Source organism: Streptomyces sp. NPDC012825, assembly GCF_042900925.1.
Lineage (GTDB): Bacteria > Actinomycetota > Actinomycetes > Streptomycetales > Streptomycetaceae > Streptomyces.
The window spans coordinates 1-19,179 of sequence record NZ_JBIBBZ010000003.1 but is presented as its reverse complement, the minus strand read 5'-3'; the positions used below and the strand labels follow the sequence as shown (position 1 = coordinate 19,179).

10 protein-coding genes and 1 pseudogene are annotated in these 19,179 nt (G+C 74.9%); 6 read left to right on the top strand and 5 right to left on the bottom strand.

What is annotated here, in order from left to right; all coding sequences use genetic code 11:
- Window positions 1-35 precede the first annotated feature (35 nt).
- Window positions 36-1,220, bottom strand: a complete 1,185-nt coding sequence (gene lhgO / locus ACFY7E_RS08640) for an L-2-hydroxyglutarate oxidase (RefSeq protein WP_389482277.1) — start codon at window positions 1,218-1,220, stop codon at window positions 36-38.
- A gap of 178 nt (window positions 1,221-1,398) precedes the next feature.
- Window positions 1,399-2,841 (bottom strand): MFS transporter, encoded by a 1,443-nt coding sequence (locus ACFY7E_RS08635; RefSeq protein WP_389482275.1) that lies wholly within the window; start codon window positions 2,839-2,841, stop codon window positions 1,399-1,401.
- 569 nt (window positions 2,842-3,410) lie between these two features.
- Between ACFY7E_RS08635 and ACFY7E_RS08630 the strand changes: the two genes are divergently transcribed.
- The 3 genes and pseudogenes from ACFY7E_RS08630 (at window position 3,411) to ACFY7E_RS08620 (ending at window position 9,981) form a co-directional block, all read left to right on the top strand.
- A complete protein-coding gene (locus ACFY7E_RS08630) occupies window positions 3,411-5,729 on the top strand; it encodes an asparagine synthase-related protein (RefSeq protein ID WP_389483327.1) in 2,319 nt (772 codons plus the stop codon).
- A 133-nt stretch (window positions 5,730-5,862) separates the two neighbouring features.
- Window positions 5,863-6,461: pseudogene (locus ACFY7E_RS08625) on the top strand (Uma2 family endonuclease).
- A 73-nt stretch (window positions 6,462-6,534) separates the two neighbouring features.
- On the top strand, window positions 6,535-9,981 hold the full coding sequence (locus ACFY7E_RS08620; protein WP_389482273.1) for an ATP-binding protein: 3,447 nt from the start codon (window positions 6,535-6,537) through the stop codon (window positions 9,979-9,981).
- On the opposite strand, the gene ACFY7E_RS08615 is transcribed toward ACFY7E_RS08620, so the two are convergent.
- Both ACFY7E_RS08615 and ACFY7E_RS08610 read right to left on the bottom strand, forming a co-directional pair.
- Window positions 9,968-12,232 carry a sigma-70 family RNA polymerase sigma factor gene (locus tag ACFY7E_RS08615; protein WP_389482271.1) on the bottom strand — a complete coding sequence of 755 codons (2,265 nt, stop codon included), beginning with the start codon at window positions 12,230-12,232 and terminating at the stop codon, window positions 9,968-9,970. The two genes, ACFY7E_RS08620 and ACFY7E_RS08615, sit on opposite strands and share 14 nt — an antisense overlap.
- 291 nt (window positions 12,233-12,523) lie before the next feature.
- Window positions 12,524-13,312: a TetR/AcrR family transcriptional regulator gene (locus tag ACFY7E_RS08610; RefSeq protein ID WP_389483325.1), complete on the bottom strand. Its 789-nt coding sequence runs from the start codon at window positions 13,310-13,312 to the stop codon at window positions 12,524-12,526.
- Between the two features lie 353 nt (window positions 13,313-13,665).
- Here ACFY7E_RS08610 and ACFY7E_RS08605 point away from each other — a divergent pair, with 353 nt between their 5' ends.
- Complete coding sequence (locus ACFY7E_RS08605) at window positions 13,666-15,030, top strand: NAD(P)/FAD-dependent oxidoreductase (protein WP_389482268.1); 1,365 nt, start codon at window positions 13,666-13,668, stop codon at window positions 15,028-15,030.
- A gap of 106 nt (window positions 15,031-15,136) precedes the next feature.
- Window positions 15,137-16,768 (top strand): SpoIIE family protein phosphatase, encoded by a 1,632-nt coding sequence (locus tag ACFY7E_RS08600; protein ID WP_389482265.1) that lies wholly within the window; start codon window positions 15,137-15,139, stop codon window positions 16,766-16,768.
- On the opposite strand, the gene ACFY7E_RS08595 is transcribed toward ACFY7E_RS08600, so the two are convergent.
- Window positions 16,765-18,042 (bottom strand): MFS transporter, encoded by a 1,278-nt coding sequence (locus tag ACFY7E_RS08595; protein ID WP_389482263.1) that lies wholly within the window; start codon window positions 18,040-18,042, stop codon window positions 16,765-16,767. The two genes, ACFY7E_RS08600 and ACFY7E_RS08595, sit on opposite strands and share 4 nt — an antisense overlap.
- 154 nt (window positions 18,043-18,196) lie before the next feature.
- On the opposite strand from ACFY7E_RS08595, the gene ACFY7E_RS08590 reads away from it, so the two are divergent.
- Entirely contained in the window at window positions 18,197-18,763 is a 567-nt protein-coding gene (locus tag ACFY7E_RS08590; RefSeq protein WP_389482260.1) for a MarR family winged helix-turn-helix transcriptional regulator, read from the top strand.
- The last annotated feature ends 416 nt before the right edge of the window (window positions 18,764-19,179 follow it).

The window sequence follows — 19,179 nt, the reverse complement described above, 5'->3', positions numbered from 1 at the left end:
CCGGCCCCCAGGACCCGGAAGCGCGTGACCCGCGGCTACAGGAGCGCCAGCGCCCGCCCCGCCACCTCCCGTCCGATCGGCAGCGAGGCCGTCGCCGCCGGAGAGGGCGCGTTCAGGACGTGGACCGTGCGCGCCGCCTCCCGGATCAGGAAGTCGTCGACGAGCGTCCCGTCCCGCAGGACCGCCTGCGCCCGCACGCCCGGCGCGGCCCGCCGCAGGTCGGACTCCTCCACCACCGGGAGCAGCCGCCGCACCGCCTCCGTGAAGGCCCGCTTCGAGAGCGAGCGGTGCAGTTCGCCCGCCCCGTACCGCCAGTGCTCCCGGGCGACGGCCCACGAACCGGGCCAGGCCAGGGTGGCGCCCAGCTCGCGCGGGCGGACGACGGACCAGCCGTACCCCTCGCGGGCGAGCGCCGGCACCGCGTTCGGCCCGATGTGGACCCCGCCGTCGATGCCCCGTGTCAGGTGCACGCCGAGGAACGGGAACGCCGGGTCCGGCACCGGATAGACCAGGCCCCGCACCAGCGACGGATCCGCCAGCTCGTAGTACTCCCCCCGGAAGGGGACGATCCGCATCCCCGGGTCGTCGCCCGCGAGCCGCGCGATCCGGTCGCAGTACAGCCCCGCGCAGTTCACCAGGACCCGCGCCCGGACCACCCGCCCGTCCGCCGTCCGCACGGCGACCCCCCAGGGCCGCCGGTCGATCACGGCCACCTCCGCGCCGTACAGGATCCGCGCCCCGGAGGCCTCGGCGAGCCGCTCCGCCACCGCCCCGTAGTCGCAGATCCCGGTCGTGCCGACGTGGATCGCGGCGAGCCCCCGCACCCGCGGCTCGTACGCGCTGATCTGCGCCGGGCCCAGCTCCCGCACCGGGATGCCGTTCTCCCGGCCGCGCTGCACGAGCGCGTGCAGCCGGGGCAGCTCCTCGCGCGCGGTGGCGACGACGAGCTTCCCCGTCACCTCGTACGGAATGCCCCACTCCGCACAGAACTTGACCATCTCGGCCGCGCCCTCGACCGCGAACCGCGCCTTGAGGGACCCCGGCCGGTAGTAGATCCCGCTGTGGATCACCCCGCTGTTGCGCCCGGTCTGGTGGCGCGCGAGGGCGTGCTCCTTCTCCAGGACCGTGACCCGGGTGCCGGGGGCGGCACGCGTCAGCGCGTACGCCGTCGACAGGCCGACGATCCCACCGCCGATCACCAGCACGTCACAGTCGAACACCGGCCCCACCTCCCACCCCGATACTGCACTGGCCCACTGACAACGCCGTGAAACCTCGCGGGGCCTCATGAGACGCGGTTCACCCGGAGGCGGGCTTTCACTCGGGACCGGGCGGTCGGCCGGGGGCGGGCTTTCGCGCGCGGCCGGGCGGTCGGCCGGGGGCGGCGCGGGCCGGCCGTCACGCCGGGGCGGCGAGCAGCGGCCGGGCCCGCTCCCGCAGCTCCATGACGCGCGGCTCGTCCCCGTACGGTTCGAGCCGGTGCAGCAGGTCCCGTACGTACTCCGTCGTCCGCGCCGACGAGATCCGCCCCGCCACCTCCACCGCGCGCGTACCGGCCGCGCAGGCCGCGTCCAGGTTGCCGGACTCCAGTTCGGCGACGGCGGACACGACGAGCCGAAGGCCGTGCGAGCGGACGAACTCCTCCGTCGGCCGGGACAGCGCCTGCTCGGTGAAGCGGCGCACCTCGCGCGGCATCCGCAGGTCCCGGTAGCACTCGGCGGCGTCGGCGCAGAACCGGTCGTACGAGTAGAAGCCGAGCCAGGTCGGGTCGGAGTCGCCCGCCCGCGACCGCTCCAGCCACCCCTCGGCGGACTTGAGCGCGGCCGCCGCGGCGGCCCCGTCCCCGGCCTTCGCGTGCGCGCGTGCCTCGACGAGCCGGAAGAAGGACATGGTGCGGGCGGTGGCGAGCCCCCGGTTGCGCTCCAGGGCCGCCTGGGCGAGGTCCACGCCCTCGTCGGCGAAGCCCCGGTAGGTGGCCTGGAGGGACATGGACGCCAGGACGTAGCCGCCGAGGGGCACGTCGGCGGCGGCCCGGGCGAGCCGCAGGGCCTGGATGTAGTAGCGCTGGGCGGCCTCCTGCTGCCCGGTGTCGAAGGCCATCCAGCCGGCGAGCCGGGTGAGTTCGGCGGTCGCGCCGAACAGGGCCCGGCCGACCTCGTCCGAGTACGAGCCGAGCAGCAGCGGCGCCGCGTCCACGCGTAAGCACTCGGGGACCATGGACGAGCGCCAGTCCCCGCCGCCGTACTTGGAGTCCCAGCGGCGCGCGTCCTCGGCGGCCTCGCGGAGTTTGGCGACGTCGCTGTGGCCCACGCGCGCGTGCTCCGGCGCGGGCGTCGCCGGGGAGCCGGCCGCCGGGCGCGGGGCGTCCCGCTCCACCGACGGGTCGGCCGGGGTGATGAGCCAGCGGGACGCGGGCGTGGCGTACGCGCTCACCGCGAACGACCCGGCGAGCGACTGCCAGATGCCGCCCCCGCCGGCCCGCCGCCCGGCGAGGTCGAGCCGGTACAGGTCGGTGGCCGAGCGGACCGCCTCGCCCACGTCGCGCGGGAAGGCGAGCCCCACCTCGGGCGCCGGGTCGGCGTCGGCGAGCCCGATCTCGTGCAGCGGCACGGGACGGCCGAGCTTCTGCCCGATCGCGGCGGCGATCAGGTGCGGGGCGGCGCCCTGCGGCACCATGCCCTTGGACACCCACCGGGCGACCGAGGTCTTGTCGTAGCGGAGCGTCAGCCCCCGCTGCGACCCGAGGTCGTTGACGCGCCGGGCGAGCCCGGCGTTGCTGATTCCCGCGAGGGCGAGAACCGTGCCGAGCTTTTCGTTCGGCCCGCGTTGCTCCCTGGACATGACGCCACCCCTCGACAGCACAGACGGCCGCCACGACGCCGGGCATAGGCGTGCGGCATTCGTAAGCACAGCGTAGTTCGCCGCATCCCTACCGTTAAGGGGCGCTGTTCCGTATGGCGAGATTGTTGTGTGACCAATCGGTGGAAGGGGCCGTCCGGGTGACCCGTGCTCCGGCCGTGTGGCCGTGCGCCCGGCCGTGCGCTCTCGTCCGGCCGGCGGGGGAGCGCTTCCATCGGTAGCGCGTGGGTCGGCCCGTTCGACCGGGGTCGGAGTCCCGGACCAGTGGGCTGGGGGACACCGCCGCCCCATTCCCCGCGGGCGGCGGACGGCGCCGGGAGGCGGAAACGCCTCCCGGCCAGTCGGCGGTCCGTGGAGAACGGGCCGCTTCCGTTCTTGCCCGCGCACCTTGTAAACCTTCGGACGCGGTCGATATTCGGCCGAATGTCGCCGGTGTCCAACTGGCTCATGCCAGGGGCGCATTCGGCTTTCGCGCGCGTGCACCCGGACACCGCCCCGTGCGCCGTTGTCGTGGCAGCATGTCTCCCACCGAAACGGACGTGGAGGCGCCGATGCGATGGCTGGTGGGCTGGAGCAGTGTCGCCGCGAGCTTCGCAACGACCGGGGGAGCACGGACGGGAGCGACGCACGGCCCGTACGGCACGGGCCCGGCGGCCCACGGTTCGTACGGCACGGACCCCGGGACACACGGCGCGTACGACCCCTACGGCTCCGGCCCGGCGGTCCGCGGCGCGTACGACCCCTACGGCTCCGGTCCGGCGGTCCACGACCCGTACGGGTCCGGTACGGCACCGGGCCGGGACCCCTACGGTACGGACCGGGCGACGGCGGCCGAGGGGCGCACGGTGCAACCGGTGGGCGCACAGCTCCTGTGGGGCGGCCCCGACCCGCTCTGGGCGGTCGGCGACTGGCGCCCCGACGAGGTCCGGGTCGTGGCCGTCGACGACCGGACCCACATCGCCGTCCTCGGCTGCTGCGCCGCGGGCGACGACGAACTGCGCAGAGGACTGCTCACCGCGCGCGGAGGCGCCCTGCGGCACCTCACGGCCTGGCCGGGAAGCTACACCGCCGTCGTCAAGGCCGGTCGCCGCGTCACCGTCACGGGTGACCTCGCGGGCGCCCGGCCGGTCTTCCACACCCCGTGGCAGGGCGGCACCGCGTACGCCACCGCCGCCCTGCCGCTCGCCGACCTCGTCGAGGCCCAGCTCGACATCGGCCACCTGGCCGCCCTGCTCGCCTGCCCCGAGACCCCGGAGGCGCTGCGCGACTCCACCCCCTACGAGGGCGTCCGCCGGGTGCCGCCCGGCCACGCGCTGATCCTGCGGGAGGGCTCGCGCGAGATCACCGGGTACGAGCAAGTCGCCTCGCTCGCGGTCGCGACCCCCGAGTCCGATCCCCGGCAGGCCGTCGAAGGGGTCAGGGACGCCCTGGTCGAAGCCGTACGGGCCCGGCTCACCGCCCCCCGGCACGCGCCCGGGGCCCCGCTGCCCGACCCCGGCCCGGTCCCCGGCATGGGGCCCGCCGACCGGCGCGCCGCCCGGGGCGCGGGCCCGGCGCCCGGCATCGGCGCCGACCTGTCCGGCGGCAGCGCCTCCGGCACGCTCGCCCTCCTGGCGGCCGGCCTCCCGGGGGTGCCGGGCACGATCACCGGCCACGGCACGGGCGCGGGGGAGCGGCTGCTCGCCGTCACTTTCAACGACCTCGCCACGCGCGCGGGTGCGGGCCGCGAGGACGAGCTGGAGCGGGCCCGGGAGCTGGCCGCCGACCCGCGCCTGCACCACGTGGTCGTCGCGGCCGGCGAGGAGGCCCTCCCGTACGCCTCCCTGGACGGGCCGCTCACCGACGAGCCGGGGCCCGCGCTCGTCACGGCCGAACGGCACCGGCGGCGGTTCGCGGGCGGCAGCGCCGACCACTTCACCGGCATGGGCGCCAAGCAGGTCCTGGACGCGCACCCGGCGCGCCTCGCCGACCTCCTGATGGACCGCAGACGCCGCTCCCTGGTGCGTCCCGTCACCGCGCTCGCCAAGGCCTCGGGTCCTTCGGCGGGCGCTCTCCTGGTGCCGCTGACCGTGTACCGGGCGGCCCGGAAGCTGGCCCGCACCCCGTACCGCACGGGCCTGGAGACGGCGGCCCGGCGGGTCCTGGAGGCCAACCGCACCGCCCCCGACGGCTTCGGCCCCCTGGAGGCCTCCCTCTCCGCCCTCGCCTGGTCGCGCCCGGGCCCGGCGGCGCGCTGGCTGACCGGGGAGGCGCTGGCCGAAGTATCGGTTCGCCTGAACCGGGCGGCGACCCTCCCGTCCTCCGTCCAGCGCCCCGGCGAGGCACGCGCGCGTGCGGCCCTCGTCCGCGCCGCCGCCGACCACCGCGTCCTGGAGCAGGCCGCCGAGATCCGCGGCCAGCGGCTGCACGCCCCCTTCCTCGACAACCAGGTCGTACGGGCCTGCCGCGACCTCCCCGAATCCCTCCGGGTCCAGCCGGACGCCCGCGCCGGCATCCTGCGCACGGTCCTGACCGGCGCCGGCGTCCACGACCTGCCGCCGGGCTGGGGCGCCCCCCACCCGGCCGTCCCGGCCGCCGCCGCCCGCGCGGGCCTGCGCGCCGCGCTCCCCGGGCTCCTGGCCCTCTTCGACGCGCCGCTCCTCGCGGACGCGGGCCTGATCGAGGCCCGCGTCGTCCGCGAGGCCCTGCGCGCCGCCGCCGACGGCGAGCCCGTCCCCCTCGACGGCCTCGCCGACCTCGTCTCCACCGAACTCTGGCTCCGCCGCCTCCTCGCCCGCCGCGGCTCCTGCTGGACCAGCACCACGGAGCCGCGCGCCCACCGCGCGGTCCAGGGCCCCCTGATCCCGGCGTCGCGGTCGCTCCCGGCGTGAGGGTTCGCGGGGCTCCGCGGGGCGACTTCCGCTTGAACGTCTGCGGCACGCTCGTTCGAGCGAACGCACTCCGGACCCCACCGTGACGTCCGTTCTAAGCTGAGAGCGTCGCACCGAGCGAAGAAGGTCCGGCATGCCGCTGCCGCTGCCGCTGCCGATTCCGGAAGGCGCGTTCTCCGAGGGCACGCCCGACCGCGAGGGTGTGAGTGTGCAGGAGACCTTCGAGCTGTTCGGTGCGCTGGCCCCCAAGGGCTGGCGCGTGGAGCTGATCGAAGAGGAGATTCACGTGGTACCTCCGGCCGACGGCGAACACGAGGAGATCGTTTCGGAGGTGAACGGCCAGGTCCGAGACCACGACAAGAGGGTCGGGCGTTACACGGGCATCGGTCTCGGCCTGCCGGGCGCCACCGACACGGCACGGGTCATCCCCGACCTCGTCATCGCCCCCAAGGGGAGCTTCTCCGACCAGCAGGAATGGCACGCCCCCGACCCCGTCCTCCTGGTCGCCGAGGTCACCTCCTCCTCCACCGCGAGCCGCGACCGCGTCCAGAAGATCCGGGCCTACGCGCGGGCATCCCCCTCTACCTCCTGATCGACCGCGAGGCCGGCGAAGCCGTCGTGTGCTCCGGGCCGACGGGGGAAGACTACGACCACAAGTCCGTCCACAGGCTGGGGACGCCCGTCCCGATCCCGGCACCCCCGGGCTTCACCCTGGGCACGGCCGAGTTCTGACGCCCGCCCCTCTCGGGGTCGGGCCCGGGCAAACCCCGAGGCGCCCGCACGGACCTGCGGCCACAATGAACCGGTGCGGTATCTCATCCTCGGCACCACCGAGGTCCTTCGTCCCGACGGCACCCCCCTCCCCCTCGGCGGTGCCCGGCTGCGCGCGCTCCTCGCCGCGCTCGCGCTGCGCGGCGGACGGCCTGCCTCCGCCGGCGAACTCGCCGACGACGTGTACGGGAACGACCCGCCGCAGGACGCGCCCGCCGCCCTCCAGGCCCTGGTCGGCCGCCTCCGCCGGATCCTCGGCAGGGAGGCCGTCGCCTCCACCCCCGGCCCCGGCTACCGGCTCGCCGCCGGACCCGACGACATCGACCTGTACGTCTTCGAGCGCCGGGCCGCGCAGGCGGGCGCCCGCCTCGACGCCGGCGACCCCGACACCGCCGCCGCCCTCCTCCGGGAGGCCCTCGGCCTCTTCCGCGGCCCCGCCCTCGCCGACCTGCCCGACCCGGCGGGCGTCCGGCCCGAGGCCCAGCGGCTCGCCGCCCTGCGCCGCCGCGTCGAGGCGGACCTGCGCCGGGGCGCCGTCGACGGACTCGTACCGGAACTGACCGAGCTCACCACCACGTACCCGTACGACGAGGCCTTCCACGCCCATCTCGTCCGCGCCCTGCGGGCCGAGGGCCGCCACGCCGACGCCCTCGCCGCGTACGAATCCGCCCGCCGCACCCTCGCCGACGCCCTCGGCACCGACCCCGGCCCCGAACTCACCGCCCTCCACCGCGAACTCCTCGCGGGCCCGGCGGCACCGGAGCCGGCCCCGGTCGTACCGGCCGCGCCCCCCACTCCTCCCTTCGCCGAGGGGTCCGCCGGCAACATCCGCCCCCGCCTCACCTCCTTCGTCGGGCGGGAGCCCGAACTCGACGCGCTCCGGGCCGACCTCGCCGGCTCCCGGCTCGTCACGCTCACCGGACCCGGCGGAAGCGGCAAGACGCGGCTCGCCGAGGAGGCCGCGTTGCGGGCCGGGGGACCCGCCGCCTGGATCGCCGAGTTCGCCCCGCTCGACGATCCCGGGGCCGTCCCCGGCGCCGTCCTCTCCGCCCTCCGGCTCCGCGAGACCAGCCTGATCGCACGCGACGGCGCCCCCCTCCAGAACGACCCCACCGCCCATCTCGTGGAGCAGCTCGCCGACCGCCCCCTCCTCCTCGTCCTCGACAACTGCGAGCACGTGATCGACGCGGCCGCCGCCCTCGCCGAGACCCTCCTCACCCACTGCCCCCGGCTCCGGATCCTCGCCACCAGCCGCGAACCCCTCGGCGTCCCCGGCGAGACGGTCCGCCCCGTCGAACCCCTCCCGCCCGCCCCCGCGCACCGCCTCTTCATCGAACGCGCCCGCGCCGTACACCCCTCCTTCGACCTCACCGGAGAAGGCCCCTCGGGAAGCGGCCCTTCGGGAAGCGGCCCTTCGGGAAGCGGCCCTTCGGGAAGCGACTTCCCGGGGAGCGGCCCGTCAAGGAACAGCCTCACCGGCAACGACCGCGCCGGTAACGGCCCCACCGGCAACACCCCCACGGGCAACACCGGCAACGGCGACGCGGCCGTGGACGAGATCTGCCGCCGCCTCGACGGTCTGCCGCTCGCCATCGAGCTGGCCGCGGCCCGCCTCCGTCTCCTCACCCCCCGCCAGATCGCGGACCGGCTCGACGACCGCTTCCGTCTTCTCACCTCCGGCTCCCGCACCGTCCTGCCCCGCCAGCAGACCCTGCGCGCGGTCGTCGACTGGTCCTGGGACCTGCTCGAACCGGACGAGCGCACCCTCCTCCGACAGGTCTCGGTCTTCGCCGGCGGCTGGGACCTCGCCGCCGCCGAGGCCCTCTCCCCGCGCGCCGCCGACACCCTGGGCGCCCTGGTCGACAAGTCCCTCGTCGTCGCCGCCCCCGCCGAGGACGGCGAGATGCGCTACCGCCTCCTGGAGACCATCCACGAGTACGCGGTCGAGCGCGCCGCCGAGGCGCCCGGCACGCTCGCCGCCGCCGAGGCCGCCCACACCGCCCACTTCACCGCCCTCGCGGAGACCGCCGAGCCCAGGCTGCGCTCCGGCGAGCAGCTCCCCTGGATCGGCCGGCTCGAACGCGACCTCGACAACATCCGCGCCGCGCTCCACCGCACCCTCGTCACCACCCCCGACGAGCCCGCCGCCCTCCGGCTCGTCTTCGCCATGGGCTGGTTCTGGTGGCTGCGCAACTACCGGTCCGAGGCCCTGGCCTGGGCCGAGCGCGCGGCCGCCCTCGGCGAGGACCCCGAGGACCCGGCCGACCCGCGGTACTGGCCGCGGATGAGCCTGCGGATGCTGTACTTCTTCCTCGCGATCGAGAACCACACCGTCTCGGACCTCCGCGACGACCCCGAGACCCTCGCCCTGGCCCGGCGGGTGCGGTCCGCGTTCGGGGACGAACCCGGCCCCGAGGCCGCCCGCTTCCCCGGTCTCCTCTGGCCGTTCACCGAGGCCCTCGGCGAGGACCCCGCCGGGGAACCCGCCGAGCTCCACGCCCTCCTCGACACCGCCCTCGCCAACTGCCGCCGCCACGGCGGCGACTGGGAGGTCGGCGTCACCCTGATGTTCCGTACGCACATGGTCGTCGACATGCCCGGCGGCCTGGCCGGCATGGACGAGGACCTGGCGGAACTCCGCGTCCTCGCCCGCCGGGTCGGCGACCGCTGGATGGGGGCGCAGATCGCGAGCGCGGCGGCCGAGGCCTGCATGATGCGCGGCCGGTACGAGGAGGCCGGGGCGGACTACGAGGAGGCGCTCCGGCTCGCCCGCGAGGTGGGCGCCCACGCCGAGAGCCCTTTCCTCCTCGCCCGCCTCGCCGAGCTCGCCCACCACTCCGGCGACGCGGAGGCCGCCGGCAAGGGCCTTGCCGAGGCCTCGGCGGAGGCCGAGCGCCACCACGTCAGGGACGCCAGGCCCCTCATCTCCTACCTGAGCGCCGTCATCGCCCTCCACCGGGGCGAGATCGGGACGGCCCGCATCCACGCGGAGGAGGTGGACCGTCTGGTCGAGGCCGGCAACCCGCCGCCGCACTTCACGGCCGCGGCGATCGGACTCGCCGCGAGCGTCGAGGCGTACGGGGGCGGGGGCGCCGCGGCCGTCGCCTCCGCCACGGCCGCGCTGCGCGCGGCGCGGGACGCCCGGTGCGCGGAGCTCATCGCCGCGGCGCTCGGCCAGGGGCTCGCGGTCGCCCTGTCCCTGGCGGACGAACCCGCCCTCGCCGCCACGGTCCTGACCGCCGTCGGCTCCTGGCGCCACGACCCGCACCGTTCGGTCCCGGGGCTGAAGGAGGCCGGGCAGGTGACGGCCCGCTCGCTCGCCGCCCTCGGCGCACCGGGCCTCGCCGCCGCCCGGACGGCGGGCGAGGGGCTGGACATCGACGGGGTCCTGTCCCTGGTGGAAACCGCGTACGCACCCGGGCACGGGCCCGGTCCCGTCGTGGAGGCGGGGGACTTCCCGGACGGGGTCAGGAGCAGCTGATCCGGGACTGCGCCCAGTCGGAGATCGCGGCCCGCCCCAGCGGGCCGGTCTCCTCGACCACGAGCCGGAGCCTGGAGCGGCCGGTGACGTCGACGTGCACCGGGACCGGCGGGTCGCCCGCCTCGATCACGCCGGACCGCCAGAGCCGCTCCCCGTCGCCGTAGACGGAGAAACGGACGCCGCCGGCGCCGAACACGGCACTCAGGTCGTCGACGCCGACCATCGCGTCGTAACTCGTGCACGGCCGGTTGAGGTCGATGACCACGGAGGACGGCGCGTGGACGCTCACCCCGCGCGCGTACCGGGTGCCGCCGACGGAGAGGTCCCCGCGCTGCCACAGGAAGCCGCTCTCCGCCAGGGACACCGCGGGTCCGGTGCCGTCTCCGAAGATCCCGTAGTCCAGCTCGTCGACCTGGTAGACGGCCGGCGGCGCGGGCGGTGGCTGCTCGGGGCTCGGCGGCGGCTCGGGCGCGGGCGCCGGTTTCGGAACCGGAGTCGGAGTCGGTTTCGGGGTGGGCTTCGGGGTCGTTTTCGGTCCGGCCGGCGGCACGGGCCTCGGCGTCGGCTCCGGGGACGGCGACGCGGAAGACGCCGATTCCGGCGTCGGGACCGGTGCCGGTTCCGGCTTCGGCTTCGGCTTCGGGGCGGGCTCCTCCGGCGCGGGCGCCGGAGCCGCGGTCTTCACGGGCGGGGACGGCGGTACGGGCTTCGCCGGCGGCGCGGGCTCCTGCGGCACCACCGGGGTGACGACCGGCTGCGAGGGTTTGGGCGCCGCCAGGGGCTCCGGGTCCCCGGTCATGGCCCAGACGAGTCCGGCGGCCGCGGCGACGGCCAAGGCCGCCGCGATCCCGGCCTTGGCGGGGGCGCCGAGCCCCTCGGCGGCGGCACCGCCCGGGGCGGCGCCCCCCGAGGACCCGGAGGCGGCCGCCGCCGCGCCCGCGCCGGCCGCGGCGGCGGTGCCGCCCGCGACGGCACCGGCCGCCTTGAGCGAGTACCCGGCGGCGAACCAGCCGATGACGGCGACCGGCAGCAGCGCGGGGATCCCGGCGTTCACGTGCGCCAGCTCACCGGCGGCGAGCCGGCACCGGCCGCACTCCTCCAGGTGCTTGCGCAGGCCGCGTTCGGCCCGCATCCGCAGCCCGCCGCGAGCGTAGGCGCCGAGCCGGTCCGCGTACCGGGCGCAGTCGCCGCCCGCCGTCAGGGACTGGCTGACGTGGGCCTGGAGGTAGGCCTGCTTGAGCCCCTCGCGGGCCCGGCTGGCGAGCACGGCCGTGGCGTTGGCGGTCAGCCCGAACAGCGGGGCGACCTCGCTCGGCGACTCCTCCTCGACGGTGGTGTGCCACAGCACGGCCTGCCACCGCTCGGGCAGCGAGCGGAAGGCCTGCATGGCGAGCGACCGCTCGGCCTCGTGCATGGCCAGGACGTCCGCGCCGAGGTCCGTCGCGTCCCGGTCGGAGACCTCGGAGGAACGGGCGGCCTCCGCCGCGAACACCGCGAAGTCGTCGACGAGGTGCTCCCGCTTCCGCGTCCTGGCCCAGTGCGCCGCGACCCGCCGGACGGTGGTCATGAGGTAGGCGCGCACCGCCTGTTCGGGCCCGGCCCCGCCCCGTACGGCCTGGAGGGTGCGGGCGAACACCTCGGCGGTGAGGTCGTCGGCGGTGTGCGCGTCGCGGCAGCAGGTCCTGGCGTACCGGCGCACGGCCTCGGAGTGACGGCGGAACAACTCCTCGTACGCCGAGCCGTCGCCTTCCCGCATGAGCCGGACGAGATCGGCGTCGGAGGGCGGCAGGTCGAGCGGCGGCGGGAGAACCCCGTCGCCCTCGCCGTCCCCCGCGCCCCCGTCATCCTCCGCGAACCCGGCTCCCGCAGGTCCTGCTTCGGCGACCCCGGCCCCGGTGGCCGCCCCCGCGACGACCCCGGCCCCGAACCCTTCCCCGGCACCCGCCCCGGCGGATTTCCCCTCACGCTGCTGCGGAACGCTCGCGTCGAGCGACCCGACCGGGCCGGCGTACCCGGGCGGCCCGCCGTACCCGGGCGGCCCGCCGTACTCGGGCGGACCGGGGTACCCGGAGGAATCGACGTACCCGGGAGGACCGGCATACCCGTCCGGACCGACGTACCCGACCGGATCCGCGTACCCCGGAGAACCCGCCGGTCCGCTCTGGCTCGGTACCTGCCGGGCGGCGGGCAGGCCCTCGGCCTCCGCGGTGCCGCCGTTCCCCAGTGGCTCGTCCCGACCCTCACCGCTCATCGCGGAAGCCCCCGTACGCATGCTCAGAACCGAACGTCGAGCAAGCCTGACACAGCGTGCGGGCACGCCGAAGAGACCCGTTCACTTACCACTCGTCCGGGGAGACTTCCCGTATCCGGGCGTAACCGCGCACGCGTTCGTGTCATGCTCGTCGGTCCGCCCGGACCACGGATCGCACGACCGGTGAAGGGGTGAAGGGACGAAGGGGCGACTCCTCCAGGAAGAGCCCGCCCCTGACCGGGAAGGCCCCTCCCTACCGGGAAAGCCCCTCCCTACCGGGAGGGCCCGCCCCTACCGGGACCTCAGCCCCTCCAAGAGGATGTCGAGGAGCCGCGCCGAGGCCGCCGCCTGCTGCACCGCGTCCGGCAGGGCCGGCGCGGCGGTGGCGATGACGAGGAGGACGTCCGCCACGGTCACGTCCTTCCGCAGCTCACCCGCCTCCCGCGCCCGGTCGACCAGACGCCCGACGACCTCCAGGAGTTCGGAGGTCCCCGCGTCGTCCCGCTCCTCGGCCGGCGCGACGCGCGGCGCGACCACCCGCGCGTCCGCCTGCCCGTCGACGCCCCGCTGGTACGGCACCCGGGCCGCGTCGTCCGCGTCGTCGGCGACGGCCGGCAGCACGCCGTCGCCCACGCGCACCCGCAGCACCTGCGGCGGCAGGAGCCGCCCCGCGCCCGAGGCCACCGAGGTCCGCAGGAACCGGGAGAGCGCCGACCACGGCTCGTCCTCCTGGCCGAGCGCGGTCCGCGCCTGCTCGGTCAGCCGGGCGGTCTCCTCCTCGGCTATCCGGCGCACCAGCACGTCCTTGCTGGGGAAGCGCCGGTAGACGGTGCCGACCCCCACGCGCGCGCGGCGCGCCACGTCCTCCATCGGCGCCCCGTAGCCGAGCTCGCCGAACACCTCGCGCGCGGCCCGCAGCACGTGCTCCAGATTGCGCTGCGCGTCCACCCGCAGCGGCGCGGACCTGCCGCCCGCCGACAGCGGGCCGTTGCGCTCGGCGGTCACGAACCCCGCGGTGCGCACGTCGTCGACGGCCAGCGCCCCGGCGCCCGGCTGCCGATGTGAATCCTGCATCTGCATAAGCGTTCCCCCGCTCATGATGTCTCCCCCCGGAGACTCCCCGCCCTGACACGGGGTCTCCGGCCGACGAGCGCTTCGGTCCACGCGCTCCCACCCGACACCCCGACGAAGTACGAACATAGTTGAGTCGGAGTCAATTCAGAAGGGGGTGTTCCGCACGGTGCGCCCCCCGATCGGAGCAAGGCCCGGATCACTCCCGTTTCCCACCCCCCGCCGAGCCCGCCCCGACCTCCGTGACCTGGGCGGATCCCGGCACACCGCCCGCACGCGCCACCCCGCGCCCCCACACTCCTCCGGTCACACAATTCGTCGAGCCTGTGGACAAACAACGGACGGGGGTGCGTCATGGGACAGTGACCGAACCTGCGCGCATTCTCGTGGTCGGCGGTGGATACGTCGGCATGTACACCGCGCTGCGCCTCCAGCGGCAGCTCAGGGCGGAACTCCGATCCGGCGCCGCCGAGATCGTCGTGGTCACCCCCGAGCCGTACATGACGTACCAGCCGTTCCTGCCCGAGGCCGCGGCCGGCTCCATCTCCCCGCGCCACGTCGTCGTACCGCTGCGCCGCGTCCTCGACCGCTGCCGGATCCTCATCGGCGAGGTCCGGTCCGTCGACCACGCCAGGCGGACCGCAACCCTCTCCACCCTCGCCACGGACGAGGAGGGCACGGGCCCGGTCGAGCTCACCTACGACGAGCTGGTCATCGCGCCCGGCTCCGTCTCCCGCACCCTCCCGGTCCCCGGCCTGGCCGAGCACGGCATCGGCTTCAAGACCGTCGAGGAGGCCATCGGCCTGCGCAACCACGTCATCGAGCAGATGGACATCGCCTCCTCCACCCGTGACCCCGCGATCCGCGACGCCGCCCTCACCTTCGTCTTCGTCGGCGGCGGCTACGCGGGCGTGGAGGCCCTCGCCGAGCTGGAGGACATGGCCCGCTACACCGCGCGGTACTACCACAACATCAAGCCCGGCGACCTGCGCTGGGTCCTCGTCGAGGCCACCGGCCGGATCCTCCCGGAGGTCGGCGAGAAGATGGGCCGGTACGCCGTCCGCGAGCTGCGCGCCCGGAACGTCGACGTGCGCCTGGAGACCCGCCTCGACTCCTGCGAGGACCGGGTCGCCGTGCTCAGCGACGGCACCCGGCTGCCCACCCGCACCCTCGTCTGGACCGCCGGTGTCCGTCCCTCCCCCCTCCTCGCCGCCACCGACCTGCCGCTGGACGGACGCGGCCGGATCCGCTGCACCGCCCGGCTCTCCGTCGAAGGGGTCGAGCACGCCTGGGCCGCCGGCGACGCCGCCGCCGTCCCCGACGTGACCTCCGGCGAGCCCGGCGGGGAGTGCGCGCCCAACGCCCAGCACGCCGTCCGCCAGGCCCGGGTCCTCGCCGGGAACATCGCCGCCTCCCTGCGCGGGCAGCCGCTCGAGGAGTACGCGCACGCGTACGCGGGATCCGTCGCCTCCCTCGGCCTCCACAAGGGCGTCGCCCACGTCTACGGACGCAAACTCAAGGGTTACCCGGCGTGGTTCATGCACCGGGCCTACCATCTGAGCCGGGTCCCCACCTTCAACCGGAAGGCGCGGGTCCTGGCCGAATGGACCCTGTCCGGCCTGTTCAAACGGGAGATCGTCTCCCTCGGCTCCCTGGAGCACCCCCGCGCCGAATTCGAACTCGCCGCCTCCCCGCCCCCCGGCGACGACGACAAGCCGTCGTCCTGACATCACTGTCAGTACATTCGTCCACACTGGACGTGTGACCATAGGTGGGCTCACACCTGCACAGCGTGACTCTGCACGGCACCGACACCACGAGGCATACAGATCCGTGAACTTCACCCGTTGGAGCGCCCGGCTCCCCGGCACACAGCGCCGCACGGCGCGGGGCACCGAAGGCTCCGTGCCCGCCGCCCGCGGTGAGCACGGGCAGCGGCCGGAGCGGCCGGCCGACGTCGCCGAGGACGTCCCCTCCCTGGAGGACTTCCCCGTGCGGGAGCTCCTGGGCCGTCTCCCCGGCCTGGTCGCGCTCGTGTACGGCCCGGAGCACCGCATCGCGTACGTGAACGACGCGTACGCCGCCGCCTTCGGCCCCCGCACCCCCGGCGCCACCCTCGCCGACACCTGCCCGGAGGCCGAGGAGCTGGGCCTGCCGCCTCTCGTGGACCAGGTGCTGCGCAGCGGCAAGCCCCGTACGGTCAAGTCCCGCCGCACCCGGGACGGCGGCTCGTACACGGTCACCTGCCTGCCCGTCGGCAGCCCCCGTCTCGACGGCGGCGCCGTCCTCGTCCACGCCGCGGACGTCACCGACCACGCCGAGGCCGCCGAGCGGCTGCGCGCCAGCGAGCGCAAACACCGCGAGACCGCCGTCACCCTCCAGCGCTCCCTGCTCCCGCAGGAGCTGGAGCAGCCCGACGACCTGCGGATCGCCGCCACCTACCAGCCCGGCGGCACAGACGCGGCCGTCGGCGGCGACTGGTACGACGTGATCACCCTCGGCGCCGGCCGCACCGCGCTCGTCATCGGCGACGTGATGGGCCGGGGCGTCCGCGCCGCCGCCGTCATGGGCCAGCTCCGCACCGCCGTCCGGGCGTACGCGCGCCTGGACCTGCCCCCGCACGAGGTCCTCCAGCTCCTCGACGGCCTCGCCGCCGAGATCGACGCCAGCCAGATCGCGACCTGCGTGTACGCGATCCACGACCCCAACGAGGGCAAGCTGGTGTACGCCTCCGCCGGCCACCTCCCGATCCTCGTGCGGGACGAGGACGGCACGGTCCGCCAGGCCGACGATCCCACGGGCCCGCCGCTCGGCACCGGCGGCTGGCTCCACACCTCGGGCTCCATCGCCCTGCCGCCCGGCTCCACCGCCGTCCTCTACACCGACGGCCTGGTGGAGCGGCGCCGCGAGGACATCGACGAGGGCGTCGCCGCCCTGGCCCGCGCCCTCTCCGGCGCCAGCGGCACCCCGCAGGTGGTCTGCGACCGGCTCCTGCGCTCCCTGGGGGTGACCGCCGAGCACGACGACGACGTCGCCGTCCTGGTCGTCCAGCACCCCTCCCGCGAGGGGACGGACGCGGAACTGTTCCACAATGCCGCCCTGGAACTCCTCGGCGGGGTGGAGGCGGCCCCCCGCGCGCGTGCCTTCGCCTCCGGCGTCCTCTCCAGCTGGCGCTTCCCGGTCGAACTGCGCGACCTGGGGGTCCTGGCCACCAGCGAGCTGGTGGGGAACTCCCTCCAGCACGGCACCCCGCCCATGCGCCTGCGGCTGCGCCGCACCGACCGGCGCCTGATCATCGAGGTGACGGACGGGGACGACCACCTGCCGCGCCGCCGCAGGGCGGAGACGGAGGACGAGGCGGGCCGCGGAATCTCGATCATCGCGACGATCGCCTCGTCCTGGGGGAGCCGCCGCACACCGGGCGGCGGCAAAGCGGTCTGGTGCGAGTTCGCCCTGAAGGGCTAGGACGCGCTCACCGACACGTCCTTCTCGGCCGGCTCGTGCCGGACGACCACCTTCGACGGCCTGAAGGCCAGTGAAGGCTGGTTCTGCTCGGGGGTCAGCTGCCGGCCGAGCCGGACGGCCAGGAAGGTGATCCCGAGCGAGAAGAGCACGAAGGTCACGATGTACGGACGGTGCAGCGCGGCCCCCATGGGCCCGCCCACGGCCGGACCGACCGCCAGGGCCAGCTGCTTCACCAGGGCGAAGGCCGAGTTGTACGAGCCGACCATCGACTCCGGCGCCAGGTCGGCCACCAGCGGGGCCACGGTCGGCGACAGCATCGCCTCGCCGAGCCCGAAGAGGGCGTACGTGGAGACGAAGGCCGCCGTCGCCATGGTCTGGCTGCCGTGCCCGAGGCCCGCGTACCCGGCGATGATCCACGCCAGGGTCCAGATCAGGCCCACGGCCGCGATCACCCGGGTCCGCCGGCGGCGCTCGACGAACTTGAGGACCAGGAACTGGGCCAGCACGATCACCGCCGTGTTGGCGGCGAGCGCGAGACCGAGCGCGGACGGCTGGATGCCGGCGGCCTCGGTGCCGTACGCGGCGAGACCCGACTCGAACTGTCCGTAGCAGGCGAAGAAGAGGACGAAGCCGAGGACGCACAGCTGCACCATCGCCTTGTGCCCGAGCAGCGCGCGGACGCCGCCGCCCTTGCCGCCCCCGGTCGGACGGGTGTCCTGGAGGGCGGGGGAGCCCGGCATCCGGACGGTCCCGACGATCCCGGCGAGCACCAGGAACATCGCGGCCTCGATCGAGAACAGCAGGATGAAGCTGCTCGGCCGGCTGGTGTCGACCAGCTGGCCGCCGATCAGACCGCCGACGCCGAGGCCCAGGTTCTGCAGGAAGAACTGCGTGGCGAACGCCCGGGTGCGCCCGACGGGCGTCGAGCACCAGACGATCATCGTGGCGAGGGCCGGCTGGAGGACGGCCGTACCGGCGCCGAGCAGCGCCGCCGCCCCCACGGCCGCCGGCACGCTGGCGGCGAAGCCCATCCCCACCGCGCCCACGGCGGCGACGACCGAGGCCACGAGCAGCACGGGCACGGGCCCGCGCCGGTCGATGGCCCGCCCGCTGAAGGGCAGCACCACGAGCGCGGCCATGGCGAAGACGGCGAGGACGACGCCCGCCGTCGCCGCGCCCAGATCCCGCACCTGTGCCACGTACACATAGAGGTACGGCACCGTGAAGCCGAGTCCGAACGCGCTCAGCGCACTGCCTGCCTGAATCCGGCGCATCTCCGCGCCCCTCGCCTCGGTCACACTCACCCACTTCGGTCGCGGGTTCAGACCTGTAGCCCTGAACCCTGAAGACTTAAAAGCTAAAGTTAACGTCTCAACTGTACACATGGAAGGACTTCAACGCCAACGGAGCCCGTGGGATACTCGCCGCATGTCCGAGAACCCCGAGCGATCCGGCCCGCAGACCCTCCAGGAGCCGAGCCTCGACGAGCAGATCGCCGCCTACCAGCGCGAGTTCCGCGACCTCGACCCCCAGGTCGAGAAGGTCGTCTCCGCCCTCGGCCGGCTGAACCGCCGGATGAACGTGGCGTACGGACGCCAGCTCGCCGACCTCGGCATCAGTAACGCCGAGTGGGAGGTCCTCAAGACGCTGGTCCTCTCCGGCGAGCCCTACCGGCTCGGCCCCGGCGAGCTCGCCAAGCGCCTGGGCCTCACCCCGGCCGCGATGACCCACCGCATCGACCGCATGGCGGGGGAGGGCCTGGTCACCCGCGACCGCGACGAGAACAACCGGGTCCGCGTGATCGTCGAGCTCACCGACGAGGGCCGTACGAAGTGGCTGGAGGCCATGCGCATGGCCACGGCCTTCGAGGAGGACCTCCTCCAGGACCTCAGCACGGAGGAGAAGGGCGTCCTCGGCGACGCCCTCATCCGCCTCCTCCGCCGCGTGGAGCACACCCAGCCCGACGCCGGCGGCCGCCTGACGGACCTTGATTGAGGTCGCGGGAGCGGGGGTAGAAGGGGGAGGTTGACACGCCCCTCCCGGATGCGTAGTGTTCTCCGAGTTGTCACGGAGCCGGAACGGTTCTGCGGCAGCCACTCCCGCCGCTGATGCGGCACCTCTACTCAGCACGATCTCCCTCCCGGGAAGAATTTCGGCATGCCGAAATTCATTTCGAAAGACTCGATTATGAGTCGCCGGGGAAATCCGCTAGAGTTTGAGACGTCGGAACGGCCCAACAGCCGGAAAGACAAATCCCGCTGACCGGGAATCAGACGCCGAAAGGATCTGATAGAGTCGGAACCGCCGGAAGGGCCAGGAGCGAAAGCGAATGGGACCGGAAAGCACCGAGGAAATCGGATCGGAAAGATCTGATAGAGTCGGAGACGCAAGACCGAAGGGAAAAGCCCGGA

Excerpts from the sequence above, each read along its gene's own strand:
- ACFY7E_RS08615 (WP_389482271.1), bottom strand. The coding sequence starts at position 12,232 with ATGAGCGGTGAGGGTCGGGACGAGCCACTGGGGAACGGCGGCACCGCG.
- ACFY7E_RS08595 (WP_389482263.1), bottom strand. The coding sequence starts at position 18,042 with ATGCGCCGGATTCAGGCAGGCAGTGCGCTGAGCGCGTTCGGACTCGGC.
- ACFY7E_RS08590 (WP_389482260.1), top strand. The coding sequence starts at position 18,197 with ATGTCCGAGAACCCCGAGCGATCCGGCCCGCAGACCCTCCAGGAGCCG.
- ACFY7E_RS08630 (WP_389483327.1), top strand. The coding sequence starts at position 3,411 with ATGCGATGGCTGGTGGGCTGGAGCAGTGTCGCCGCGAGCTTCGCAACG.
- ACFY7E_RS08610 (WP_389483325.1), bottom strand. The coding sequence starts at position 13,312 with ATGCAGATGCAGGATTCACATCGGCAGCCGGGCGCCGGGGCGCTGGCC.
- ACFY7E_RS08635 (WP_389482275.1), bottom strand. The coding sequence starts at position 2,841 with ATGTCCAGGGAGCAACGCGGGCCGAACGAAAAGCTCGGCACGGTTCTC.